The following is a 25,898-nucleotide window of genomic DNA, read 5'->3' as shown; positions in this document are numbered from 1 at the left end:
TATCTTTGTCATTAATGCTAGAAACTAAACTGATCAACGACTTCAAATGTTACGTTTTCATTTGCTTTTAGCAATTTGGCAACCGGGCACTGATTCAAGGCTTCATCAACCATCTTTTGCCCTTGGTCATTGTCTAATTTGTTAAAGAATATCTGACAGCGAACAATAAACTTATAGCCGACCGTATCTTTTACAATATCGACGCCCGTATGAATAATGCTGTCTGGTTCAAGTTTGTGCTGACGTTCAACAATTCCAATTGTTGCATTAAAACAAGTACTCAGTGCAAAGCCGATAAATTGTTCAGGGTTGGTACCTGGACTGTTTAATAATGAGCTGCTAACTCCCAGTGCCAAGCCTTCGTTACCGCGAACATAGCTTTGTCCGGTTAAACCGTGTTCATTAACAATTTCAGTATGATAAAGTGATCCATCTACAGCCATATTAAAATCCCTCCAAATTAACTAAAACCATTCTGATCATCGATAAGTAAGCCGGCGTCAAGCGCATTTTATGATTCAGCGCTGCCACTCCCTTACGTTTACAATTTAATCTTATGTTATTTGTAATCGGAAGTCCATCAAACAGCTCCACAAATGACAGCGGTTACTTTAGCCAACACAGCTAACTAAATCAGGTAGTTTTTGGTAAAATAACTGTTAGAATTCACAAACTAAGGGAGGAGAAAAATTGGAAAGTATCAAACTGAAGTGGCTGGTATTTGGTGTGCTTTTAAACAGCATTGGTATGAGCTTCATTTGGCCACTTGCCAGTGTTTATCTACATAATCACTTAGGCGTTTCACTAACTGTGGTTGGCATCGTTCTTTTGTTCAATTCGCTGGCAAGCGTTTTAGGCAGTTATATCGGCGGTTATCTATACGATCGGAAAAATCCCTATCATTTAATTATTGGGGGCGTTATTACGGCAATGGTCTCATTGATTGCCCTCATTTTCTTTCATGGCTGGCCGATTTTTGGCGGTCTGCTTTTTCTAAATGGTCTGGCATCCGGATGGAATCTGACGATTGTCAATTCAATTGGCACCAGCATTACAACCGTTGACAGCCGCTATGTTTTTAATATGCTGTATTTCGCCCAGAACCTGGGCGTGGTTGTCGGCACATCTTTGGTGGGCTTCGTCTACAGCATCAGCGTCACGTTGCTTTTCATCATCGCCAGCGGGTTATTTGGCTTCTTTTTACTTGTCGTCTTGACAAAGTACCGGCCAGCCGCAAATACTCATCGTAGAAAAATTGGTGATGGGCTAAAAACAAGTTGGCAAAGGCAGACTTTACCAAAGCCAAACGCTCTTATTTTAACCACCTTTTTCATCTCACTGTTGATTATTTGGACAATGTATCAGCAGTGGGTATCAAACTTGTCTGTTTATATGACTACCTTAAATATTCCGTTACGCAACTACTCTTTTCTTTGGACAATTAACGCCGGACTTATTGTGATCATTCAAATATTTGTCAATTGGCTCGCCCGTTACTATGAAAACTTGATTCTACAAATTCTTTTTGGCGTCTTGATGATCATGTTGTCCTTTATCGTACTTGTGTTTGCCAACACCTATTTATACTTTGTGATAGCAATGATCGTGTTAACAATTGGTGAAGCGATCACTTTCCCGACAATTCCCGCGCTGGTAAACACCCTCACGCCCGTTGAAGCAAAGGGACTTTATCAGGGATTAGTCAATTCGTGGTCATCTGCCGGCCGGGCACTCGGCCCGCTATTGGGCGGTATCATTATTGAAGCGCGTTCATATATTTTCTTATTTATCGTCGCCGCAATCGCTATCTTCGTGGTCTGGCTGAGTATTATTTTAGTCTGGCGGGCAAATCATCAACAAGCAACGATTTATCGTTAGGAGGCATCACTGGCAATGATTATTACACTGGTAACTGCGGTTGTCCTAACAGTTGTCATCTCCTTATTTGGCGGTCTTTTAGGTGTCTTGGTAGATAATCATTGGCATTATCGGCATTTGAATTTCCGGAATTTTTATCGCTACCTATTAGTTTCCGGATTAATCGGTTTAATTATCTTTAGTGTTTTTCTTTTTGAAATATTAACGATGCTTAGTTAAAACGCCTTGAAGAACCGGCATAACTGCCAATCCTTCAAGGCGTTTTAGCGTCTAATCAATGAGCAATCAAACTTCACGATCCTTATTAATTTTACTGTGTCGGATCCCATAACTAAAGTAAAGTATCAGACCAATTACAAACCAAATTATTGATGCAATCCAGGTTTCAGCTGGCAGCTTTGTCAGCATATACAGACAAAGTAATGCCGAAATAATTGGAAAGACCGGGTAACCCGGGACCTGATAGCCGTGATTATTCTGAATTTCTTTATTGTGCCGTAACGGAATAATTCCAAAGGAAACAAACAGAAAGGCAATCAACGTGCCGATATTAACCAGATTGGTCAATTGATCCAGTGGGATAAAACCACCCATGACAGCAATAACGATTGTCACCAACATCAAACTGTTGCCAGGATTTCCCCGCTTATCCAATTTGCCAAGGAAATGAGGCAATAGACCATCGCGACCGATAGAATAAATTAAGCGCGACGAGCTATAAATCATTGTAACCATCATCGTAAACATTCCTGCCAAAGCACCAATTGAAATAATCCCGGCTACCCAGTTCAAATTAACAAATTGCAATGCAAAAGCCACTGGATCGGCGACGTTAAGCTTGGTGTAGGAAACCATTCCGGTTAGTACAATTGAAACACCCACGTATAAAACGGTTGCAACAATCAACGTACCAATAATACCAATCGGCATATTCTTTTTAGGATTTTTAACTTCCGCAGCCGAACTTGATACGGCATCAAATCCTAAATAGGCAAAGAATACCGCGGCAGCACCGCCAAGAACACCGCCTTTACTACTACTCCAACCATACGGTAAAAACGGATGCCAATTAGCCGGTTTGACATAAAAGAGTCCGACAATAATAAACAGTAGGATAATCCCAATTTTGACAAACACAATCGTATTGTTGACCCGGACCGATGAGCGCATCCCGTGACTCAACATCCAAGAAATCAGGAGAACGATAATAATGGCAATGATGTTACCATACGTCCCGCAGCGGGGTTAAACGGGCCGGAAACAGCGGTTGGAAAGCCAATGTGGAATCCCTTTAGGAAGGATTGGAAATAAGCCCCCCAGGCGCTTGAAACAGCGGCTACGGCCAGCACGTATTCCAAAATCAACGCCCAGCCGAGCACCCAACCAATAATTTCACCAAAAACCAAATTCCCGTACGAATAGGCACTTCCGGCAACCGGCAGTGCCGACGCAAATTCGGCGTAACACATTGCCGAAGTGGAACAAACAATTGCAGCAAAAATAAATGACAAAATAATACCAGGACCTGCTTTGGTTGCAGCAACCGTCCCGGGAAGAATAAAAATACCGGTACCGATAACGGCCCCAATTCCCAAAGAAATCAGATCAAGCGCCGACATGGTTTTAATAAATTTTTTATCGGTCTCCAGGTAACGATCCAATTTTTCACGTTGGAAAATTCTTGAACCTAATGACATAAAAATAGCCTCCAAATAAAATTAGCAATTCATTAGAATTATTATTCCATTTTAACTTTTTGAGCATTAAAAATCAATTTGCCGGTCAGCTATTGTATGCTAAATATGTTAAAAGAAGGCGGTTTAATAAATGAATTACCTTTTTAAGGGGAGGCAAATATAATGGGAAAAGGACGTTTGGAAGCTTTTACGGACGCAATCGTACCAATTATTATGACTGTTCTGGTATTGGAATTACAGGCACCCCATAACTATTCATGGCTTGGCCTATGGGAAATGCGCGAAGAGCTGCTGGCCTATGCAATATCATTCTTTCTGTTAGCCATCGTTTGGGGCAATCACCACCATATGTTCCAAGTCGTTAAAAAAATCAATGGCACCGTTATCTGGGCTAACACCTTATTGGTCTTCTTCCTATCATTTATCCCGTTTGCAACCTCGATTGTAAATAACGATCCCAATAGTCTGTTTGGTTCGCAGCTTTATACGCTGTTATTTATCGGTATTAATCTCTCGTGGAATTTCCTGCGGGTTTCCCTTTTGCGGGCTGACAAGACCAATCGGGTAATGGTCGACTCATTAAAACGGGAACCTAAAAGTATCATTACACTTGGCGCTTTTGTTGTTGTCTTTCTGCTCTCGTTTCTTTGGCATCAATTCGGGATGATCGGTACGTTTTTGGTAATGATGATCTGGCTGATGCCGTATAAACGAATTGAAAAAGCATTTCACAATTTATAAACCTGTCAATGTTTCTCAGCCAGCGGCTAATTTGCCGGCTTGGGAAACATTTTGTTATTTTATGGTACGGCTGCCTAGCTAAAAGGCACCGCCTATTTAAGGCTTATCGGTTTTGGGATGCCGTTTTTCTCTGGTAATTGGAATGCTGATTTGAAAAACAGCCCCATGGGGATAATTATCCCGAACTTCAATTTTTCCATTATGCTGCTGGACAATAAACTTTGCGATAGCCAATCCAAGACCATTACCACCCGTTTTAGTATTTCTGGATTGATCAACCCGATAGAACCGTTCGAAAATATTACGCTTGTCCTTGTCGGGAATACCGGGGCCAGTATCACTCACCGAAATAATCAACCGACCGTGCAACCGTTTAATCAATACATCGATGCTTCCACCTGTGGGCGTGTACTTAAGCGCGTTATCCAATAAAATTACCAATGCTTGATGCATCAGGTCAGGATCAAAAATCACCTGTCCGGAAGCTAAAATATTTTTCTGAAGCGTTTTATGCTGGTTTTCGGCCAATGGCTGATAAATATTAAACGTTCGCTTAATCCAGTCCTTTAAGTCAACTGACTTGGGCTGAATCTGAATAATATTGGCGTCACCACGAGACAGCATCAGCAATCGTTTAATCAGTGTCTGCATTTGGTTAACTTCATCCAACGTTGTTGAGATGCTGGCCGCTTCATCCAGAATCCGTTGTTTGGGTTTCGTCAATAAATATTCCATTTGATTTTGAATTACCGTAATTGGCGTTCTTAACTCATGAGCTGCGTCGGCACTGAATTCCCGCTGCTTCTTCCATGAAACTAAAATCGGCCGCATACTTGATCGGGATAAAACGTAGGCAATAATCATTGCCAATGCCCAAAAGATTAGCAATGTAATAAAGAGGGATTTTTTAAAACTTTCCATTGCCAGCAGATCCGCATCAATATTTTGCAAGATTAAAACATATTTTCCGGAATAAGTTGAATTTGTACTGGTTCTGGGAACTTTAATCAGCAAAGTCATAAAATAGTGATTGGACCGTTTGGTGCCGAACTGGGTTGTAATGACCAGTCCCTTGACCTTATTGATATTGCGCTTAACCAATTTAATTCCCTGAAAAGCGCTGAAGGCCCCTTGGCCAATCATTCCTGCATTTTCAATTCGACCATTTTTATCAAAAATCAGGCGTGGGTGCGAAACGTGGCGTTATCTGTGGGGGGCGGTGTCGCCTGGGCACGATAGGGATGGATACTGTCCCCACCCGACTTGGCTTTTCGTTGGCTTCTCAAGATTTCAGTTTTTTGACCATACAACCCTGAATTAATATTTTTATTGATTGAATCCTTAAATGACAGATAAATAATGCCGCCAAGAATTGCGAATAGGGCCGTAAAACTGACCAATTCATTAATGAAAAACTTCACCCATTGTTTTTTTGTCGCATCTTGAGCCATCCTGATGAAAATCCCCCCTAATTAAGCCGCTATTAGCCATCTGCTTCTGTTGAATCATGTTAGTTTAACAAGGGAAACTTAAATCAATCTTAAGTTGAATTATTAATTAACCAACCAAAAAGGGCCCCGCCAAAATTTAATTTGTCGAAGTCCCAAAAGTTGAATTTCTATTTTCAGAATCGGTATTGGTTGATAATCAGCAGTTCTATCAGACTAAAATACTGCTAACCGGCTTGTTTAACCAAGTTTTTTACAGTAATGCTGCTGTCCAAAATACCACTTTCCCCTGACAAAACCAACTGGTTATTTTTAATGTCGAGCTTCATATCATCATCCAGGTAAACATCGGAATAACCCTTGTATTGCCATTCACCGTGGTTGGTGGCTAATTTGGCATCATAATCCGGTGTCTTTACTTCACGATCAACCGCAATAATATCAAAGCTGGTTTCAAGTGAGCAGATCCCCACTTTTGAAAACGGCCCAACACCATCGTCAAAACTTAACAGCAGCCGACTATTTTCTGGGACATTTTCTCTAAGCTTTTCAAATGCCTGATCCGTAATTGTTAATCTCATTCGCTATCCCTCCAATAATCTCCATCATACGCCCACTCCGAGTTTTGTCAATATAATTGCGCACAACTGATATTTTGATTTAGTAACCGTATTTCGATTCTCCTTCTCTCGTGATACCATAGGGACGAGGTGATCACATGACAACAAATGAAGGAAAAATGAACGCTATCGTCATTAACCAATACGGCGATGAAAATGTACTAACGCCTCAGCAGGTTGACATCCCAACAATTAATGCCAATCAGCTGCTGGTGAAAGTCCAAAGCATTGGTGTTAACCCGATTGATTGGAAAACCAGAAAGGGGCTGCGGCAGAAACGCTATCCATTCGACTTTCCAATTATCCTGGGCCAAGAAATGGCCGGGACGGTTGTCAAAACCGGTGAAGCTACCACCGGCTTTAAAGTTGATGATGAAGTTATCGGTTATGGCACTCCCAGCAATCGGGGAACCTACGCCGAATACTACGCAATTGATGCCGATCAGGCGCTCACAAACCATCAAGCCTTTCGTTTGAAGAAGCAGCGGGCTTGGGGCTGGCCGGAACTACCGCGTGGGAAGCCATCTTTGATGCCGGCAAATTAAAAGCGAGTCAAACCATTTTGATTTTAGCTGGATCCGGCGGCGTTGGCTTAATGGCTGTTCAGCTGGCCAAAAACGCCGGCGCTCATGTTATCACCACCACTAGCGGCAAAAATACCGCCTACGTTAAAAGTTTAGGAGCCGATGAAGTCATTGATTATACGCAAACCGATTTTTCAGAAGTACTCTCACACATCGATTTAGTCTTTGATACGCTCGGCGGTGATAATCAACGAGCCGCTTTTAAAGTCGTTAAGCCTGGTGGCCGAGTCATCTCAATTGTTGAAACAACCGATCAGGCAGCAGCATTAAGCAGCCAATATGACGTTAATTTTGAAAAAATTAACGCTCGGCCAGACAAACAGGTTATTTCAACCCTTGCCGACATGTTCGGTTCAAAAAAGCTATCTGTGAGAATCGCTGAAGATCTCCCTTTCACCGTGGAAAACGTTCGGAAACTACATCGGAAAAGCGAAGCCGGTCATGTAGTTGGCAAACTAATTTTAAACGTTAATTAATCGGCGCTGCTTATTGGGCATCAATTATTTTTATCGAAGATGCAAAAAGGCTGGCCAAAATTTTACTTTTGGTCAGCCTTTTTTAACGGTACCCACACCACATTGGTGCGAATAGACTTTTTGGACTCCACAATCCGTCAAAGTCAGACACCACAAATCCGTGCTTAAAATGTGCCCCGTTATCCAAAATATCACCTAGCCGCTTGCGCGAACGGCACAAAGCCGCGTGATCTTTCTCGACTCATCGCACGTGTGTATTATGCCACATTTTCAATTAAAATACAACTTACTTTTTCTGAACGGTCTTTTTAGCTTTCACCGTTTTCTTGGTCTTGGCTTTAGCAGGTTCCTTAGCCGCTTTCTTTTCAGCCGCCTCTTTTTCAGCCTGTGTTTTCATATTTTCTTGAACAGCCGCCAAGTGATCCGCTACCCAATCATTCATCATTGGTAAATACTGATCCAAGTGACTAATAAAATCATCTGCTGAAGAGACCTCATCGATTCGCAAGCCCGAAACATTCACATAAGGCGAGCTCATTACGATATAAACGTTTACCGGCAGCTTATCTTCATCAGAAATCATTTTATCAATCCGCTTAATATCTTGAAGCGGTAAATTAATCAAGTTGGTTTCCAGGCTGATCACGACGTCCGCATCATCAACCAGCAGCTCACCAACAGCCAATCGGCCTTCATTTAACTGTTCTTCAACATAATCATAAATCGGGGCCATTTTTTCATCGGGATGCGCAATCAGATCCGCCAAGCTGGTTTTGAACGTTTGCCGTGTGATTTTTTCATCTGTAACATCAGCGATGAAATTTGTTACATCTCTATCCAAATTCTTTCACCTATTTCTTAAATTGTTTATTTTTATTGATTTGCTTTGCCAGTGATTCCCGCTGGAAAACGGCTCTCAACTTGAAGGCCAAAATAAACCAGTAGAAATTGACGATGACACCAAATGCGCTTAGTCCGGCCATCACCAGCTTAATCACAATGTTTGCTTCGCTCCCCGTAAACATCGTTGTCAGCATTCCCACAAAGCCAACCGTATAAATTGCAACTACCGCGGCCATTAAATAGTAACTGATTTTAACTTTTAAAGCAGCCAATAAGATGGTTGCCAGATACAAAATCCCCGCAATAATGGTTACCCTAACCGCTTCAGAGAGCCTGACCGATCGGGCCAAATGCATAAAATCAAGGGTCATCAACCAGTTCACTAATAGAAACAATATTAGTGAAATGACCGCCCAGTAGATAACCTTTTTTTCTTCGTTTCTCAAGTTAATCCTCCAAAATAACGCCAATAAAAAAAGATAAACCCACTATCATAGAATTTATCTTTCATAGTCTCATTGTTAGTTTAACGTATTTGCAGACTTTAGAAAAGCATATCCAGAAAATCTTCTTCAGGAATACCAGTGAAGTACTGGTTAAGATCAACATCTTTCAAAGCATCGGCAACGTCAGTCCGTTCGAAACGAACACCCTTGAGTTTATCCGCCAACTCACCAGCATCTTTCGGGCCAAAGAAATCACCAAAGAAGGTTACGTTCGAGATTTTGCCATCGTCAACCTGCAATCGGGCATCAATCGTCCCATTAGTAAAGTGCTGACGTTTCTTAACGGTAAACTCCGGTGACGTCCCGTACACCCAGTTCCAATTATTGTAAACATCGTCGAAAATCTTATCAATTCCCTGCTTATCTTCATCAGTTAAATGATATTCCCGATCTTTAATTTGATCCAAATTATCAACATGGAATAGCTCCTTCAACAAACGATCCCGGAATTCAGGCGTTGTCAGATTTTGATATTCAGGTGCCAGATATGGTTTCAAATTTGTTACCCGTGAACTAACCGATTTGATACCTTTAGACTTGATTTTATCTTCCGGAACCGTCAGGGCCTTGGGAATAACGGACAAATCGACATCCAACATTAATGTCCCATGGGAAAAGGTTTTGCCGCCCTTGGTATACATGGCATTTCCCGAAAACTTCTTGCCGTCTACCAAAATATCATTTCGGCCGCTGACTTCAGCAGAGGTTGCCCCCATGTCATGGAGCGCGTCAACAACTGGTTGAACAAATGACTTGAAGTCCCCAAACTCTTCACTATCACTATCAACCACAAAACTAAAGCAGAGGTTGCCAAGGTCTTGATAAACAGCGCCGCCGCCTGAAAGCCGACGCGTCACAACAATCCCGTGTTCATCAACATACTTCTTATTGATTTCTTCAAGCGTATTCTGATTTCTACCAACGATAATACACGGCCCCTCAATGTAGAACAGCAATAATGGTTCATCAAAATTAATTTCATTCATCAGATATTGTTCAGTCGCTAAATTGCGGCGAATATCATTGGACTTCATAACATAGTAATACATAGCGAGAATAACCCCTTTTCATCTATTCTTTCACAAGATAATGGTAGCACCTTGCGTAAGCGATTACAATCACAAGTGTTGAACCTTGGTCTGCTTAGATGATTATTGATTACAACCCGCTCTGAGAATGTTATAGTTAAAGTAAGAACAAATCGATGACGGGGTGATCACATGGAAAACCAAAATTATAAGAATGTCCTGGTACCAGTAGACGGTTCAGCTGTTACAGATTCAGTCCTTAATCGGGCAATTTCAGTTGCTTTGTCGAATAATGCCCACCTAGATATTTTAAACATTCTGGAAGTTAACCAATTTAACCAAACATATGGCAGTGCTGTAAGCGGAGACGTTGTTTTCAAATTGACTGAAAACACGGAATCCAAACTAAAGGAAATGAAACAAAAAGCACTGGATGCCGGTGTGAAAGATGTTGATATTCATATCCGGTTTGGTAATCCAAAGCCGATTATCGCACGTGAATTCCCGCACGATCACCACACGGATGTGATCGTAATTGGTTCAACCGGCCTGAGCGCCGTTGAACGATTGATTATCGGTTCCGTTACAAGTTATGTAACGCGAACCGCGCTCTGTGATGTTTTAATCGTTCGTTCAAAAAACGATCCCAAACAGATTAAATAAAAGACAACGTAAGAATGAAACCGGGCTAAGGCTGCTGTAAGCCACACGTCCGGCTTCCTTTTTCATTTTAAAATACAAGGAATGATTTAATGCAGCATAACTGGCTTTTTAACACAACGGTTCCCAAATCCATGGACAACCAACCATTGCGCTACCTGCTTCATCAACACTGGTTACTGCCGAAACACTTAATTTTTAGTTTGCGTTCCGACAACCGGATTTTGGTCAATCAGCATTACCTGCCGGTTAACTTTCCGGTTCATTACCAGGATCAGGTTACCCTGAGCTTTATTCCAACGGATTTTCAGCATCCTTTCCCAAACGTTTTGGCAGATTCGGCAGCTGCTTTGGCGGTTCTATACGAGGATGCCAATCTGATTATTGTGAACAAACGACGGGGCGATAAAACCCACCCCAATCAGCCGGGAGAAGTCGGGGCAACTATTAACCACCTGGCAGCTTATTTAGCAGCTGAAGACACGCTGCCGTACATGGTGCATCGGTTGGATCAGGAAACCAGCGGTGCCATTCTTTTTGCTAAAAATCCCGCTGTCGTACCGTCACTGGTTGCTGAAATTGCTGCCAAACAGGTCAGCCGTACCTATCTTGCCTGGGTGAGCGGTTCAGATTTACCCGATCAGGGAACCATTGATCTGCCGATTGGTCGTGATCCCCAGGACAAACGCAAGCGTCGCATCAACGGTCGCCACGCACTCAAAGCCATCACCCATTACCATGTTCTTCGAAGAACAGTTGGCAATAGTTTGTTGGCCATTCAACTGGAAACCGGCCGAACCCACCAAATCCGAATCCATTTGGCCGCGATTAATCATCCGGTGGTGGGCGATCCGCTCTATAACCCGGTTCATGACGCACCATTTTTACTACTGCATTCATGGCAGCTGAGCGTTCCAATGCCGTTTCATGAAACGACAATCAATGTAACGGCACCGCTGCCACCCCACTTCAAAACATTTGAAGCTGGCATTAATTCAACCAGGCAATCATCATAACTTTAAATCTCAAGCAGGTCGCTTATACTAAAGACAGTTCTAATCCAATGCTTTACGAGGAGGCATTATCATGGCAACTAATGAATTGGCAGCTTATTCCGCAACCCAGCTAACAAATTTAATTCGCAATCATCATCTTTCCCGAGAAGAATTACTGAAACAACTACTGACTACAATTGATCAGCAAAATCCTCACCTAAACGCCGTCACCCATCTTTGGCGCCAGCGGGCATTGAAAATGGTTTCGGAATTTAAAGACACCGGCCAGCCGTTTGCCGGCATTCCGATTTTATTAAAGGGGCTTGGTCAATCATTTAAAGGTGAAATTGATTCCGCTAGTTCTCACTTATTGCAAAACTATGTTGCGCCAGCAACTAATAATTTTGTTAAGGGACTATTATCTGCCGGTTTAATCCCAATCGGCGAAACCAACGCACCGGAATTTGGCTTCAAAAACATTACTGATTCAAAACTATACGGTAATGCCCATAATCCTTGGAATCTCGATTATCAACCGGGCGGCTCATCCGGTGGTTCAGCAGCGGCTGTTGGCGCCGGGTGGCTGCCAATTGCGGCTGGAAATGATGGTGGCGGCTCAATTCGAATCCCAGCTTCTTTTTCCGGTACAATCGGTTTGAAGCCAACCCGAGGCCGTGTCCCAACTGGTCCCGGTGAATGGCGAGGCTGGCAGGGCGCTTCGATTAACTTTGCGTTAACCAGAAATATTCAGGACACCGCCAAATTGTTGGATGCACTGTCAGTTGTCCAAATGGCCGCGCCGTTTCAAGTACCGTTACCAGAACACGACTTTGAAAGTACGTTAAATGAAGTACCCAAAACGTTGAATATTGCATTTTCAACCAAATCCCCTGTTAACACAGTCGTTTCCGAAGCGGCCAAGTCAGCTGTTCAGGACGCTGTTAACTTTCTTGAACAGGCAGCTATCAGTTAACCGAAGTTGATGCGCCAATTGATGGGACTACTTTGATGCAAACCTACTATACGATGAATGCCGGTGAAACCGCGACAATGTTTGCCAACATGGGACTTGACGATCAAACCATTCACGATAACGTCGAACCACTGACTTGGGCACTAAACATCACCGGCAAATCAGTGACGGCTGTCCAATACAGCCAGGCACTTGCCTTTTGGGATCAAACCGCTGCCACAATGGATCATTTTAGTACCCAGTACGATCTTTACCTGACTCCAACCACTGCCTTTCAGGCGCCCAGAATTGATCAGCAATTAGTTTCCGATGAAAACATGGAGAAGCTTTTAAATATCAAATCTTTCTCACCAAATGAACGGCTGCAGCTTATTTGGGATCAGTGGCTACCGGCTTTAACGATTTCACCATTTACGCAGTTGGCTAATATCAGCGGCCAGCCCGCCATCAGTTTACCGACCTATGTCGGCGACAACGGACTGCCGCTTGGTGTTCAATTGATGGCCAAAAAAGGCCGCGAAGATTTACTATTACAAATCGGTCGACTCTTTGAAAATGCCGCTAAATTCAAATTTAAAGCGTAATATCTTAACTTACTTATGTATGACAAAAGGACGAAAAACAATTGTGTTTTTCGTCCTTTTTGCGGTTTTAGTAATTATTTTCTAATTAAATTACTTGTTGAGTGGTTCCCAGTTCCATGAAGTTACTTCTGGAAGGTCAGTACCAACCTCACGGATGTAACGGTTGTGCTTTTCAACCGTGTTGTTCATCCGTTGGATGAAGTAACTACCCTTAACAGCGTATGAAGGAACGTTACGGATAGCGTCAGCAGCTAAGTGGAAACGATCCAATTCGTTCAAGACACGCATGTCAAATGGTGTAGTGATATCACCGTTTTCACGATAACCGTGAACGTGAAGGTTGTGGTTGTGGCGATCGAAGAAGATATCCTTAATCATATCTTCGAAGCCGTGCCATGCAAAGATAACCGGCTTGTCAGTTGTGAACAAGTTATCGAATTCTTCATCACTCAAACCACGCGGGTCCTTCTTAGGTGAGTTAAGCTTCAAGATATCAACAACGTTGATAAAGCGAATCTTCAAGTCAGGGAATTCCTTATTCAAGATTGAGATAGCAGCCAATGCTTCCAAGTTAGGTTCACTACCAGCGGCAGCAAAGACAACATCTGGTTCTTGACCTTCATCAGTTGAAGCCCAGTCAATGTAGCCAAGACCGTTCTTAACCAAGTTTTGAGCTTCATCCATTGAGTACCACTGACGACGTGGGTGCTTGGATGTTACGATCAAGTTAATCTTTTCGTAAGTTCTGAATGCAGCATCACCAACAGCTAATAATTCGTTAGCATCAGCTGGCAGGTATTCACGAATGAACTCAGGCTTCTTTTCAGCCAAGTGTGTTAACATACCTGGGTCTTGGTGGGTGTATCCATTATGATCTTGCTGGAATACTGTTGAAGTATCAACAAAGTTCAATGATGGGTATTGCTTTCTCCAGTATTGTTCTGAAGCTTTACGCAACCACTTGAAGTGTTGTGTCAACATTGAGTCCACAACGCGTCCGAATGATTCATAAGTTGCAAAGAATCCGTGACGACCAGTCAGGATATAGCCTTCAAGCCAACCTTCTGCTTGATGTTCTGAAAGTTGTGAGTCGATGACACGACCATGGTTGGCAAGATCTTCATCGTAAGGTTCATCGATGTCTTCCATCCATTGACGCTTACCATCATCAAGCAAGCTGTAAAGCCGGTTTGACTTAGTTTCGTCAGGACCAAAGCCACGGAAGGTTGTTGGGTTCAATTTAGCAACTGCATCCAACCACTTGGACCATTCGATCATATCCTGCTTCTGTTCAGTACCACGTTTGTCAAATTTAACTTCGAAGTCACGAACGTTAGGCAGCTTCAATGGTTCCGGCTTGATCCCACCATTTGTGATTGGGTTAACTGACATACGACGGTCGCCTTTAGGTGCAAGTTCACGAATTTCAGGCTTCAAAGTACCGTTTTCATCAAATAATTCTTCCGGCTTGTATGACTTCAACCAGTCAACAAGTTCATCGGCATGTTCCATGTCGTTTGCATCAACAGGAATTGGAACTTGGTGCGCACGGAATGAACCTTCGATAGGGTTACCATCAAGATCCTTCTTAGGACCAGTCCAACCTTTCGGTGAACGGAAGATGATCATTGGCCATACTGGCAATTTAACATTGTCAGGTGTTTCGTTTTCACGAGCATTCTTTTGAATGGACTTGATCTTTTCAATAACAGTATCCAATGTCTTAGCAAATTCTGCTTCAACTTTTGCATGATCAGTGTCAGCAGTAGCTTCAACAAAGTGTGCTTCCCAGCCCATACCTTTGAAGTAATCAGTCAATTCTTCATCACTCATCCGTGAAAGAATGGTTGGGTTGGAAATCTTGAATCCGTTCATGTTAATGATAGGCAATACAGCACCATCAGTAATTGGGTTGATGAACTTGTCTGAGAACCATGATGCGGCCAACGGACCAGTTTCTGATTCACCATCACCAATTTCAACAGCAGCGATTACATCTGGGTTGTCCAAGATTGCACCGGTACCATGTGAAAGTGAGTAGCCAAGCTCGCCACCTTCGTGGATTGAGCCTGGTGTTTCTGGTGCGGCATGTGAAGCAACTCCACCTGGGAATGAGAATTGCTTGAACAATTTTTGCATACCTTTTTCGTCTTGTGAGATATTTGGATAAATATCTGAATAACTACCATCAAGATATGAGTTGGAAACCATAACTTGGCCACCGTGACCTGAACCTTCAATATAGAACATGTTCAAATCATACTTGTTGATAGCACGGTTCAATTGAGCGTAGATGAAGTTTTGAGAAACGATAGTTCCCCAGTGACCAATTGGCTTGATCTTAACATCATCCGACTTCAAAGGACGCTTGAGCAATGGATTGTCACGCAAGTATAACTGACCTACTGAAAGATAATTAGCGGCACGCCAGTACTTGTCTAGAAGATCCAAATATTCTTTGGAATCGTAATCTACTGTCATTAATTAACACTCCTTCTAAGATTTAACAACAAAGCTACTGTATAGAATGTTCGTAAAATTCATCAACTAGTCTGATCAATTTACAGCACTAATACTACACTATTTTTTCAAATAGTCAACCTTTTTGCAAATTGATACGGTCCAATTAAAATCGTCCAAAAACTTCTATACTTATCTGCCATTATGAGTGATATAACCGCAATAGTCCACTAAAACATTGGATTTGTAACAATTTTTTTACACAATTTTCAAGGCCGACAATCTTATTTTATGAATACGTCAAAAAGACCGGCCAATCATTCAACTTGGCCGGTTACGAGTTGACTTCGTTATATCATCACAATTAACGGTTCTCATTTAAATCTACAAACGTGTTGTAATTCAAATACTTATAATGCAGCCGCATGTTCGAAACTTCAAACGGGGTGCCATCATCCAGGAAGAAAATTCCCTCCATAACGCCAACCGGCTCTACCGGTTTCAAATGCAGCAGCTTTTGATCCTCTTTGTTTGACGGTGTAGTTGTAATCGTCATAAATGATTTGGTAACGGATTTGCCGGTTGTCTCCTCAAAGTAATTAAAAATCGAGCCTTCAACCCGCTCCCGATTCAAGTTGGGCACCACTTTAATCGGTATGTATCCCAATTCAATCATGAATGGCCGATCCTCAAAAGTCCGCAGCCGCTTGATTTCATAAACAAAATCGCCCGGATCCAAAAACAGTTCCGTCTGCAGTTCCTCTCCGGCCGGAATAACATTAAAATCCAGCAGCCGAATCTTCGGAATCTTGCCATCGCTTTTAAAACTGTCGGTAACCCCCAAGTTGGAACCTTCGTACTGAAAAATGGAGCGGTTTTTCTGATATAACGGATTAATGAAGGTCCCCGAACCGCGTTTTTTAAAAATAATGCCCTGATTTGCCAAAACATTTAAAGCCCGCTTAACCGAACTGCGGCTAACACCATAAGATTCGCTTAAACTACGCTCATCCGGTAAGCGCTTAGAATCAAATTCGTTCTTCTTAATTCGATCCTTTAAATCTTTTATGATGTTTTGATATACTAAATCAGCCATGGCTTCTCCTTAATTCATTAAATCGTCCGTTAACATTATCCATAAAGTATACCAGATATTACGGACAAATTCAGACGAATCTGCCGACTATCCGGTCTTAACGGCCGTTTATGTCTGGCTTTGCGATTTTTTTAAAACCAAACATCACCTAAATTTTAACCCATGCAGCAGAATTTGTTGTGATAAAATGTTTGTGAGGTGTCGTAAATGTCAAAAAAGAAACGTAATAAAGTACACAAAACGTTAGTTGAACAAATTTTGGACAAACACAAAATTCCTTTTGAACAGATGACTTTCCCAACCCACCAAGAAGGCGATGTTGAACAGATAAGCGTTGATCATTTGGACCAGGATGAGCATCAAATTTTTAAGACGCTGGTTTTAACCGGTAAAACTACCGGACCGGTTGTCGGCGTTGTGCCGGTTGATGAACATCTGGATGAAAAAAAGCTTGCCAAAGTTTCCGGCAATAAAAAGGTTACGATGGTCCCCTTAAAAGACTTACTGAAAACCACCGGCTACCAACACGGTGCCAACACGCCCATCGGAATTTGGGAAAAATTCAAATATCCGATTTATATTGACCAGGAAGCCCGAGAAATGGGGCAAATCATTGTTTCATCCGGTCAAATCGGCCGTTCGGTCAAGGTCGATGCGGAGCAAATGCGCCAGCTGGTTCACGGTACATTTGCCGATTTAAAGGAAAAGTAAATGATTAAAGCCATTTTGCTTAACATTGGACTGGTACTCGGATTATTAATCGGAGTACCCTTTCTTTTTATCTATCTGCTGGCAGCCATCAATCGAAATACCAAGGCGGTTATTGCTGAACGATTCGGCATAGGCGGTCAACTTGTTTTCGGCTTCCTGGGGGTTATCATCCACGAAGCCAGTCATTTATTGGTTGCACTGATTTTTGGTCATCGAATCCGATCGGTCCGCCTGCTCAGGTGGCCGACCCGGGACAATCCCACACTGGGATACGTTAACCATACCTGGCGACCCAATAATTTGTATCAAACTATTGGCAATTTATTCATCGGAATTGCGCCCGTTTTCGGCTGTGCCATTAGTACTTTATTGTTGGCCAAATGGCTGCTGCCGACAATTTACAATCGGCTGATCAATTTTACCAATCCAACATACACGATAACTGATTTTTCGCTGCCGGCTTTTCAGTGGGGTCCCATGATCGTTTTTTGCTGCTTTCAGCCAACATCTGCATCGGCGGCTTTGATTTGAGCCCATCAGATTATCAAAATGCTGTTCAGGGGCTGGCCGTTACCATTCTATTGTTTGGCCTATTAGCCGGGGTTGCCTCAATATTGCCGGTCAGTGCTGTTATTTTTACTGCATTGCATCAGGTCGTCAGATTGGTTGCCACCATTTTAATTTTCAATCTTGTCATTTCAACGCTCTTAAATCTGATTTCAAAAATTGGTTAAGCCTGACCATTCCACTCATCCATAAACTCATGCAGAAAATCCAGCATCACCTGCTGGCGGTGTTCGGCAATTTTTTTGGCCGTTGCCGTATTCATTTGATCCTTTAATTTTAATAATTTTTCGTAAAAATGATTAATCACCGTTCCCCGCTTCCGATATTCAGCTTTATCCATCCCTGTACGCGGCATGATATGGGGATCATACATCACCTCGCCAAAGTGACCGCCAAAGTAGAAAGTCCGGGCAATCCCGATTGCGCCAATGGCATCCAAACGGTCCGCGTCCTGAACAATCTTTCCCTCAATCGGCAGCTGATAATGCGTCGCCAAATTAGCGCTAAACGACATATGGTCAACAATCTCAAAGACCCGGCCAATAAAATGCTCATCATAGCCAATTTCAGTCAGTTTACCAACGATAGCTTTTCTTTTGGCTGCCGGATTGGTAGTAACCTTATCATCACTGACATCGTGTAGATAAGCAGCTACCAATACCAACTGTTCATCAGCCGACTCCCCTTTTAAAATCGTTCTGGCCAAACTAACTACCCGCATGATATGTGTATAATCATGTCCGGAAGTTTCATATGCCAATTCTTCTTGGACAAATTCCTGAATTCTGCGTAATTCCCGTATCATCGCACCATCTCACCCAATTTCTTTTAAACTTCAATATCAACATTATAGTAGTTTTCCAAAAAATAACCGCCGATCAGTCAAAAATCCTGATCAGCGGTTATTTAATTAGTTGACAATAAGCGTCACTAAAATCATTTTTAAATCAGTAGTTATTTTTCAACGCCTTTGCCATCGTAATCATCAATCATGATTTGTTTCAAATCAGCAATTAATGGTTCCTTCGGGTTGGCAGTCGTGCATTGGTCCTCGTAAGCCAAAACTGACAGGCGATCAACCGCAGCATCAAACTTGTCCTTATCAACGCCCCAAGCCTTTAAACTGAGGGTAACGCCAACGGAGTGAGCCAGTTCAATAATCTTTTGAACCAGGCCTTCTACCAATTCATCGTCGTTTTTACCCTGAATGCCAACGTAACGGGCAATTTCAGCGTAATCTTTATTAGCACGGAAGTATTCATACTTCGGCCATACGGCAATTTTTTCCGGTAACTTGGCATTGAAACGAATAACGTGCGGCAACGTGATCGCAATGGCAATCCCATGAGTCAAGCCAAATTCGCCGCCAAGCTTATGAGCAACGGAGTGGGTAATGCCAAGGAAGGCATTTCCAAAGGCCATTCCGGCAAGGGTTGCTGCATTGTGCATTTCTTCACGGGCATGCTCGTCGCCATTATATGATTTGGTCAAGTTGTCAAAGACCAGTTTAATGGCTTGAAGTGACAGTGGTCGCGTGTAATCGGATGCCATAACGGAAACAAATGACTCAATGCCATGGCAAAGTGTGTCAAGTCCGGATGCCGCAACGGTCCCCTTCGGAACGGTTTGAACAAATTGCGGGTCAACGATCGCAACGTCCGGCGTTAGTGCATAATCAGCCAGTGGGTACTTCACGTGGGTCTTGGAATCAGTGATAACCGCAAACGGTGTTACTTCCGAACCGGTTCCCGAAGTAGTTGGAATCGCGATCATTTGAGCTTTCCGCGGCTTGTTGAAACGGTAAGCCCGCTTTCTGATATCGATAAATTTCTGCTTTGCGCCAAAGAAGCTGGTTGATGGATCCTCGTAGAACAGCCACATGTTCTTGGCAGCGTCCAGTGGTGAACCACCACCAAGAGCAATAATGGTATCCGGTTTAAAGGCCCGCATCTGGGCAACCCCTTTTTCAACCGTATCAGTTGTCGGATCCGGTTCAACGTCTGAGAAGAGTGAGTATTCAATTTCGTTTGGTCGCCGTTTTAGTTCGTCCAAAACCGTATCAACGTAACCATGTTCAACCATTCCTGGTGTTGTTACAATAAAGACTTTGTTAATCCCCGGCATGTCATCGAGATAACGAATTGATGTTTTTTCAAAGTATACCCGTGGTAATTTAACCCATTGCATATTATTTCGTCTCTTTGCGATTGTCTTGATATTTAATAAGTCGTAATCGGTAACGTTATGAGAAATGGAGTTGGCACCCCATGAACCGGTTCCCAATGTCAACGATGGCGTCATTTCATTATAAAGGTTTCCGATACCGCCGAAACCGCCTGGTGTGTTAACCAAGACCCGAGCAGCCTTCATTTTAACACCGAATTTAAGCGCAATATCATCATCGGTTGTCTGAATGGCAGCCGTATGGCCTAAACCACCGTAATTCAAAAGCTGTTCTGCAATTGAAAAAGCATCTTCATGGCTCTTGGCTTTGTAAACACTGATAACCGGGCTTAATTTTTCGCCTGAAAGCGGATATTTTGGTCCGATCCCAGTCATTTCAGCAGCCAATACCTTCGTATTATCAGGTACTTTAATGCCAGCCAATTTAGCGATCCCTTTAGCGGATTTACCGGCAATTGGGCCGCGAACGCCGCCACGTTTAGGATCAAACATCGCTTCAGCCAATTTTGATTGATCCTTCTTGGCAACAAAGAAGACACCATTTTTGATGAAGTTTTCCTTCACGTCATCGTAAATTTCGTTATCAATGATGGCACTGTTCTCAGTTGCACAAATCATACCGTTATCAAATGTCTTTGAAAGAACGATATCATTGACAGCCCGAAGAATATTGGCAGTCCTTTCGATGTAAACAGGACCGTTACCGGGGCCAACCCCCAAGGCCGGCTTTCCGGTTGAGTAAGCTGCCTTGACCATACCCGGACCACCAGTGGCAAGTGTGCTTGCAACGCCTGGATTATTAATTAACTTATTGGTTGCTTCAATGCTTGGTTCTTCAATCCATTGAATGGCGCCTTCAGGTGCGCCGGCAGCAACGGCGGCATCACGAACAACTTTGGCAGCCGCAACGGATGATTTCATTGCCTGCGGGTGAAAACTGAAGATAATCGGGTTTCTGGTTTTCATCGCAATAATTGACTTAAACAGTGTTGTTGAAGTCGGATTGGTAACAGGGGTGATACCGGCGAGAACACCTAAAGGTTCCGCAACGGTAATCAATTGGCGTTCCTTGTCATCCTTGATAACGCCGACAGTTTTATGATCCGAATACTGTGCCAAATTTCTTCGGTTGCATACATATTCTTAATGGCTTTGTCTTCAGCAACTCCCCGGCCGGTTTCTTCCGCAGCATGATTGCCAAATCCATGTGTTTGTCCTGACCAGCCATTACCATTTCATGGGTAATATGGTCAACTTTTTCCTGGTCAAATGAATCCATGATTTCGAGAGCTTTTTGGGCTTTTGAAACTAACTTGTTAATCATCTCATCAACATTGGTCTTTTCTGGTTTATTGGTCTTGAGTTCTTTTACTTTATTCTCAATCATTAGTTAGCCTCCGTGAAAATTCTTTCTGAAAAATTACTTGTTATCTATTTCACAAAAATAACTATACCACGATTTTTTCAAATGTAAACTGTTTTGTTCGAAAAATCACAATTGCATTTTCAGACTCTTCCATCCCCTTAATGACGCCAAGAGACGAAAAAAAGAGCTCAATAGTTGAGCCCTCGTTTTCATGTAAACGGTTCCATTATTTACATGTGAACATATTCACTACTTTTCAATCTTCGTCAACGGCTTTTCAATAATTCGCAGCAAAACCTTCGACTGTAACTGATCAATTATGACATTCACCGCTACCTGCATTAATTTGTCATTTAAATTTTTTTCTTCAATTGCCTGCCCAGCCCGGTTGGCAAGATTTTTAAACGAAAACATTAAGCGCTTAATAAATCGATCATAAGCTTGCTGCGGATAAATATTGGCGGTTACCTGATCAATCCCGTGCCGGATCGTTTCCAAGGAAAAAACCGGTTTTAATAAACTAATTAAGATAATATCCGCAATCTGCATCGTCTGATATTTCTTTTTAACCGGTGCCATAATAGCCTTGTGTTTAACATAGTTGTTAATCATTGCCGGGGTGACCTTCTCAACGCCGATCGGCCCCAACGTATCATTGACCAAAGCGGTTACCTGATCCATATAAAGCTCGAACTTGGGTAATTCCGACCAAAGCGGCAGGTCAACTGTTTTTAACTTTTCTTCCCACTTTTCATACTGTTCATATTCGTTATGATTAGCTGGCATTATCATCACTCCTCATCTTATAAATTATTATACCATTTTATCTAGTTAGCAAAACCAGGTAAAATAGATTAATAAAAAAAGAACCATCACCGGTTCAATTTTGATATCCGGAATCTGCCTATCAGTTCCCGGTCCGCTTGGCTTTTCTTTTTGCTTCCCTGCGATCAAGTATTTTGGTAATGACACCCTGCATGAAAATATAGAGGGGATAAGCGGTCGCAATCAGTGGAACAGCGTACAGCCAGATATCCTTATCAAAGAAGGACACCAGGGAAAAAATATCGTTGAAAAAGATGATTATAGCCAGAAATGCCGCCAGAACCAACAGATCCAACCCGATTTTCAACCGATTCCAAGGACGCGAAACCAGCACCAGTGCCAGCCAGCAGATTGCACCTGTCAGTAAGACACACAGCGTTGACGTAAACTCATAATGCAATCCAAAAAGTCGGCCAATAATTTCAATTGCCATAATATAGCCAACCACACACACCGCGGCGGGGGCAGAGACAATCAAAACCTGTCGCATAAACTGATTGGTTATTCGACTAAAATTAGGTTCCAGCGCCAGGAAGAAGGACGGAATGCCTACCATCAACGAAGTAATTGGCGTTAACTGAATCGGTTCGAAGGGATACTGCATTGCCAAAAAAACAAAAATGAGTGATAACACCACTGAATACATCGTTTTGATCAGGTACATGGAAGCGACCCGCTCAATATTATTGATAACCCGGCGGCCCTCATTCAAAACGTCGATCATGGCATCAAAATTGGAATTGATCAGGACAAAATCAGCGATACTCTTGGTACTTTCACTCCCCGAAGCCATTGCAATCCCACAATCGGCCTGACGCAGTGCCAGTAAATCATTCACCCCGTCACCGGTCATCGCAACGGTATGTTGTTGTGCCTGCAGCGCGCTAATCAACCGTTTTTTCTGGTCAGGGGTCACCCGACCGAAAACCGTATTTTCAACAGCGATTTTCTCAAAATCATCCTTGTCGGTAACCGTTGACATATCAATTTGGTGATCCGCATTTTGAATACCGGCATTTTGCGCAACAGTTGCCACCGTAGTTGGGTCATCACCCGAAATCACTTTAATAGTGACATCCTGATTTTTAAAATATTGGAAAGTGTTAACGGCATTGGGACGAATTACATCGGAAATCAAAACCAAGCCCATCATTTGCGGGTTTACCAGCGGCTGTTCAGCATCTAATGATGTTACTTCAGCCACCGCCAAGACTCGAAAGCCTTTTTGCGCGTACGTTTGAATTTGTCGCTTGATTGCCGGATCCAACTGGTGAAAGATAAACTGGGGAGCGCCAAACACGTATTGGGTGCCATCCTCAAATGCCGCACCACTCCACTTTCGCTGAGAAGAAAACGGCACAATCGACTTAACAGCCGCTTGCGGGTCTGCAATGGCTGCCTTAATTGCGTTGGCCGTTTCGTTTGTATCGCCGGTCCCGTACGTAATACCGGCAATCACCCTTTCCAAGTCGCAGTCGTCACACCGGCCGCCAATGGGATTACGCGTTCAAATTTCAAATCACCGCTGGTAATGGTGCCGGTTTTATCCAGACAAATCACGTCTACCCGTGCCAATGTTTCAATCGCCGGCAGATCTCTGACCAGCGTCTTTTTTCTGGCCAAATGCATGGCTGAGACTGCCAGGGTCATCGATGTCAAAAGAACCAGGCCCTCTGGAATCATACCAATCATCGCCGCAACCGTCCCCAGAATTGCCCGGTTTAGATCATTACCGCCAAATAGCTTTGCCGCAAACAGAATCAGCCCCAATGGAATAATGACATAGGTCAATACCTTGATGATTCTGTTAATCGTATTCAATAGAATGCTGGACGTATCCTCGCCCTTCTTAGCTTCATCGGAAAGGTGGTTCACAAACGTCTGGGCACCGACTTTGGTTACCAGCATTTTGCCGGAGCCGCCAACCAGATACGTCCCTGATGTCAATTGATCGTCCACAGCTTTGGAAATCGTTTTGGATTCACCGGTAATAGGAGATTCGTCAACTTCCATTCCTTTTGACTGCATAACAACCCCATCGACAGGAATCTGATCGCCCCGGTTCAACACCAGAACATCTCCTAAAACAATATTTTCCGGATAAATGTCAATCGGCGCCCCATCGCGAATAACCGTTGATTTGCCCTCAGCCAACAGGACCATCTTATCCACCTGACGTTTGGATCGAATCTCCTGGATAATGCCAATAATCGTATTGAAAAACGCAATTCCAAGAAACAGCAAGTTTTTATAACTGCCCGTGTAAAAGACCAGGGCGCCAAGGACAACGTTGATTAAGTTAAACAACGTAAATGTATTATCCCGAAGAATCTCTTTGACACTCCGGGTAAGCGATTGTTCACCGGTGTTTTTATATCCGTTTTTAATTTGGTGGTCAACCTGAGCAGCTGATAGTCCCTGCTCGGAAGAAACCTCTGAAATTTTTACATCTGCCAAGTTAAACGCCCCACTTTTTACGTCAATTGTACAAAATCTTCGTTGAAAAACCTATTTATTGTCTTAAATCCAAAACAAGTTTAGAAAACTTTAACCGAACGTAAGAAATCCATGTCTCCATCTATTTTAACATTTTGTGAATCGCTTACATTAATCGTCAATCAATTATGCTAGAATGAAGTTATCAGAACGATGCAGAGGAGCGTGCCATATGTTTGAACCTGATAAATCAACTTATCAACTCCGTGACGGCAACCAAATGCCGGTACTGGGATTTGGGACTTATAAAATTGATAAACCGGCTTTAATGAATGAGACAATTCAATCAGCCTATGAAAACGGCTATCGGCTGTTTGATACTGCCCAATACTACCGAAACGAAAAAATGCTCGGTGATGCCATTCGTAATTTAGGGGTCCCCCGTCAAGACGTGTTTATTATCGATAAGGTGACCGAAATGAACCAGGGCCATGACCTGACCATCGACAGCACCAACTTTTCGCTGCAGCAATTGGGAACTGATTATATTGATTTATTATTGGTTCACTGGCCAATTGCCGACAAGTTTTTTGAAACCTGGGAAGCTTTCGAAGAATTAAAGAAACAGGGTAAGGTCCGTTCAATCGGTGTCAGCAACTTTACCCGTTCACAGTTGGAACTTCTCAAAACCAAAGCTGATGAAATGCCGGTCGTCAATCAAATTGAAACCCATCCCTATCTCAACCAGGCACCGTTAATCAAGTTCGATAAGGCCCAAAACATCGTCACCCAGGCTTGGAGCCCTCTGGGAAGAGGGACCGTGCTGAATAATCCGATGATTGACAAAATGGCCAAACACCATGGAAAGTCTGCTGCCCAAATTATCCTTCGCTGGGACGTTCAACGTGGCGTAGCAGTTATTCCCAAGTCCCAAAATCCAGAACGTATCGCCCAAAACGCAGACTTGAATTTTGAACTGAGTGATGATGAAATGTCGATGTTGGATGTGATGAACCGCAATCAGCGCACCGGCAATGAACCGGAGCTGGTTTACGAGTTGGGAAAGCAGTACAAACAATTTAATAAGAAATAATCAAAAAATAAAACCAACCCAATTTTTATAAAAAATGGCATTGCAACAGTCCTGATTCAGACTATTACAATGCCACTTCCTATTTATCCGCGTCACTTGGTTAAAATCGACTATTCAACTTTTTCTT

20 protein-coding genes and 5 pseudogenes are annotated in these 25,898 nt (G+C 42.8%); 12 read left to right on the top strand and 13 right to left on the bottom strand.

Annotated features, from left to right (window positions below):
• Positions 1 to 17: 17 nt before the first annotated feature.
• Entirely contained in the window at positions 18 to 443 is a 426-nt protein-coding gene (locus JCM14108_RS09085) for an OsmC family protein (protein ID WP_035180336.1), read from the bottom strand.
• Between the two features lie 247 nt (positions 444 to 690).
• Between JCM14108_RS09085 and JCM14108_RS09080 the strand changes: the two genes are divergently transcribed.
• The gene (locus JCM14108_RS09080; protein WP_035180333.1) at positions 691 to 1,878 is read left to right on the top strand and encodes an MDR family MFS transporter; all 1,188 of its coding nucleotides are present in this window, start codon (positions 691 to 693) and stop codon (positions 1,876 to 1,878) included.
• Between the two features lie 15 nt (positions 1,879 to 1,893).
• Positions 1,894 to 2,097, top strand: a complete 204-nt coding sequence (locus JCM14108_RS09075; RefSeq protein ID WP_051996117.1) for a hypothetical protein — start codon at positions 1,894 to 1,896, stop codon at positions 2,095 to 2,097.
• A gap of 66 nt (positions 2,098 to 2,163) precedes the next feature.
• On the opposite strand, the pseudogene JCM14108_RS09070 reads toward JCM14108_RS09075, so the two are convergent.
• Positions 2,164 to 3,575 (bottom strand): annotated as a pseudogene (locus tag JCM14108_RS09070) (APC family permease).
• 162 nt (positions 3,576 to 3,737) lie between these two features.
• Here JCM14108_RS09070 and JCM14108_RS09065 point away from each other — a divergent pair.
• Positions 3,738 to 4,316 carry a TMEM175 family protein gene (locus JCM14108_RS09065; RefSeq protein ID WP_035180331.1) on the top strand — a complete coding sequence of 193 codons (579 nt, stop codon included), beginning with the start codon at positions 3,738 to 3,740 and terminating at the stop codon, positions 4,314 to 4,316.
• Positions 4,317 to 4,412: 96 nt separating this feature from the next.
• Here JCM14108_RS09065 and JCM14108_RS09060 read toward each other — a convergent pair.
• Together JCM14108_RS09060 and JCM14108_RS09055 are read right to left on the bottom strand one after the other, a co-directional pair.
• A pseudogene (locus tag JCM14108_RS09060) lies at positions 4,413 to 5,767 on the bottom strand (sensor histidine kinase).
• A gap of 224 nt (positions 5,768 to 5,991) precedes the next feature.
• Positions 5,992 to 6,345, bottom strand: a complete 354-nt coding sequence (locus JCM14108_RS09055) for an iron-sulfur cluster biosynthesis family protein (RefSeq protein ID WP_035180329.1) — start codon at positions 6,343 to 6,345, stop codon at positions 5,992 to 5,994.
• Between the two features lie 137 nt (positions 6,346 to 6,482).
• Between JCM14108_RS09055 and JCM14108_RS15390 the strand changes: the two genes are divergently transcribed.
• Positions 6,483 to 6,929 carry an alcohol dehydrogenase catalytic domain-containing protein gene (locus JCM14108_RS15390; protein WP_237745787.1) on the top strand — a complete coding sequence of 149 codons (447 nt, stop codon included), beginning with the start codon at positions 6,483 to 6,485 and terminating at the stop codon, positions 6,927 to 6,929.
• Positions 6,875 to 7,444 carry an NADP-dependent oxidoreductase gene (locus JCM14108_RS15385; protein ID WP_237745786.1) on the top strand — a complete coding sequence of 190 codons (570 nt, stop codon included), beginning with the start codon at positions 6,875 to 6,877 and terminating at the stop codon, positions 7,442 to 7,444. Before JCM14108_RS15390 ends, JCM14108_RS15385 begins: the two co-directional genes overlap by 55 nt.
• A 286-nt stretch (positions 7,445 to 7,730) precedes the next feature.
• Here the strand turns inward: JCM14108_RS15385 and JCM14108_RS09045 are convergent, their stop codons facing one another.
• The 3 genes from JCM14108_RS09045 to lplA all read right to left on the bottom strand — a co-directional run bounded on the left by JCM14108_RS09045 (position 7,731) and on the right by lplA (position 9,842).
• Positions 7,731 to 8,285: a hypothetical protein gene (locus JCM14108_RS09045; protein WP_035180327.1), complete on the bottom strand. Its 555-nt coding sequence runs from the start codon at positions 8,283 to 8,285 to the stop codon at positions 7,731 to 7,733.
• 10 nt (positions 8,286 to 8,295) lie between these two features.
• A complete protein-coding gene (locus JCM14108_RS09040) occupies positions 8,296 to 8,733 on the bottom strand; it encodes a hypothetical protein (protein ID WP_035180326.1) in 438 nt (145 codons plus the stop codon).
• A gap of 98 nt (positions 8,734 to 8,831) precedes the next feature.
• A complete protein-coding gene (gene lplA / locus JCM14108_RS09035) occupies positions 8,832 to 9,842 on the bottom strand; it encodes a lipoate--protein ligase (RefSeq protein ID WP_035180325.1) in 1,011 nt (336 codons plus the stop codon).
• 171 nt (positions 9,843 to 10,013) lie between these two features.
• Here lplA and JCM14108_RS09030 point away from each other — a divergent pair, with 171 nt between their 5' ends.
• The 3 genes and pseudogenes from JCM14108_RS09030 (at position 10,014) to JCM14108_RS15910 (ending at position 13,033) form a co-directional block, all read left to right on the top strand.
• A complete protein-coding gene (locus JCM14108_RS09030; RefSeq protein WP_035180323.1) occupies positions 10,014 to 10,484 on the top strand; it encodes a universal stress protein in 471 nt (156 codons plus the stop codon).
• 89 nt (positions 10,485 to 10,573) lie between these two features.
• The gene (locus JCM14108_RS09025) at positions 10,574 to 11,497 is read left to right on the top strand and encodes an RluA family pseudouridine synthase (RefSeq protein ID WP_035180321.1); all 924 of its coding nucleotides are present in this window, start codon (positions 10,574 to 10,576) and stop codon (positions 11,495 to 11,497) included.
• Positions 11,498 to 11,567: 70 nt separating this feature from the next.
• A pseudogene (locus JCM14108_RS15910) lies at positions 11,568 to 13,033 on the top strand (amidase).
• Between the two features lie 90 nt (positions 13,034 to 13,123).
• Here the strand turns inward: JCM14108_RS15910 and JCM14108_RS09015 are convergent.
• Together JCM14108_RS09015 and JCM14108_RS09010 are read right to left on the bottom strand one after the other, a co-directional pair.
• The gene (locus tag JCM14108_RS09015) at positions 13,124 to 15,514 is read right to left on the bottom strand and encodes a phosphoketolase family protein (protein ID WP_035180319.1); all 2,391 of its coding nucleotides are present in this window, start codon (positions 15,512 to 15,514) and stop codon (positions 13,124 to 13,126) included.
• 343 nt (positions 15,515 to 15,857) lie between these two features.
• Positions 15,858 to 16,589, bottom strand: a complete 732-nt coding sequence (locus tag JCM14108_RS09010) for a GntR family transcriptional regulator (protein ID WP_035180316.1) — start codon at positions 16,587 to 16,589, stop codon at positions 15,858 to 15,860.
• A 207-nt stretch (positions 16,590 to 16,796) separates the two neighbouring features.
• On the opposite strand from JCM14108_RS09010, the gene ybaK reads away from it, so the two are divergent.
• Genes ybaK through JCM14108_RS15370 form a run of 3 tightly spaced genes read left to right on the top strand, consistent with a single transcriptional unit; the run spans position 16,797 to position 18,034 of the window.
• Complete coding sequence (gene ybaK / locus JCM14108_RS09005; RefSeq protein ID WP_035180314.1) at positions 16,797 to 17,300, top strand: Cys-tRNA(Pro) deacylase; 504 nt, start codon at positions 16,797 to 16,799, stop codon at positions 17,298 to 17,300.
• Positions 17,301 to 17,831 (top strand): hypothetical protein, encoded by a 531-nt coding sequence (locus JCM14108_RS09000; protein ID WP_235807092.1) that lies wholly within the window; start codon positions 17,301 to 17,303, stop codon positions 17,829 to 17,831.
• Entirely contained in the window at positions 17,828 to 18,034 is a 207-nt protein-coding gene (locus tag JCM14108_RS15370; RefSeq protein WP_235807091.1) for a hypothetical protein, read from the top strand. The genes JCM14108_RS09000 and JCM14108_RS15370 overlap by 4 nt, the downstream gene beginning before the upstream one ends.
• Here JCM14108_RS15370 and JCM14108_RS08995 read toward each other — a convergent pair.
• The 4 genes and pseudogenes from JCM14108_RS08995 to JCM14108_RS08980 all read right to left on the bottom strand — a co-directional run bounded on the left by JCM14108_RS08995 (position 18,031) and on the right by JCM14108_RS08980 (position 24,699).
• Complete coding sequence (locus JCM14108_RS08995; protein WP_035180313.1) at positions 18,031 to 18,672, bottom strand: HD domain-containing protein; 642 nt, start codon at positions 18,670 to 18,672, stop codon at positions 18,031 to 18,033. The two genes, JCM14108_RS15370 and JCM14108_RS08995, sit on opposite strands and share 4 nt — an antisense overlap.
• Positions 18,673 to 18,821: 149 nt before the next feature.
• Positions 18,822 to 21,438 (bottom strand): annotated as a pseudogene (adhE, locus tag JCM14108_RS08990) (bifunctional acetaldehyde-CoA/alcohol dehydrogenase).
• A gap of 228 nt (positions 21,439 to 21,666) precedes the next feature.
• Positions 21,667 to 22,203 carry a DUF1836 domain-containing protein gene (locus JCM14108_RS08985; RefSeq protein ID WP_035180311.1) on the bottom strand — a complete coding sequence of 179 codons (537 nt, stop codon included), beginning with the start codon at positions 22,201 to 22,203 and terminating at the stop codon, positions 21,667 to 21,669.
• Between the two features lie 121 nt (positions 22,204 to 22,324).
• Positions 22,325 to 24,699 (bottom strand): annotated as a pseudogene (locus JCM14108_RS08980) (cation-translocating P-type ATPase).
• A gap of 211 nt (positions 24,700 to 24,910) precedes the next feature.
• Here JCM14108_RS08980 and JCM14108_RS08975 point away from each other — a divergent pair.
• Positions 24,911 to 25,771, top strand: coding sequence for an aldo/keto reductase (locus JCM14108_RS08975; protein ID WP_035180310.1), 861 nt, complete (start codon positions 24,911 to 24,913; stop codon positions 25,769 to 25,771).
• Positions 25,772 to 25,898: the final 127 nt, after the last annotated feature.

It is taken from the genome of Lentilactobacillus farraginis DSM 18382 = JCM 14108 (assembly GCF_000583655.1).
Classification (GTDB): Bacteria; Bacillota; Bacilli; order Lactobacillales; family Lactobacillaceae; genus Lentilactobacillus; species Lentilactobacillus farraginis.
The sequence above is the reverse complement of the archived record's forward strand: the minus strand, read 5'-3'. Positions and strand labels throughout refer to the sequence as shown.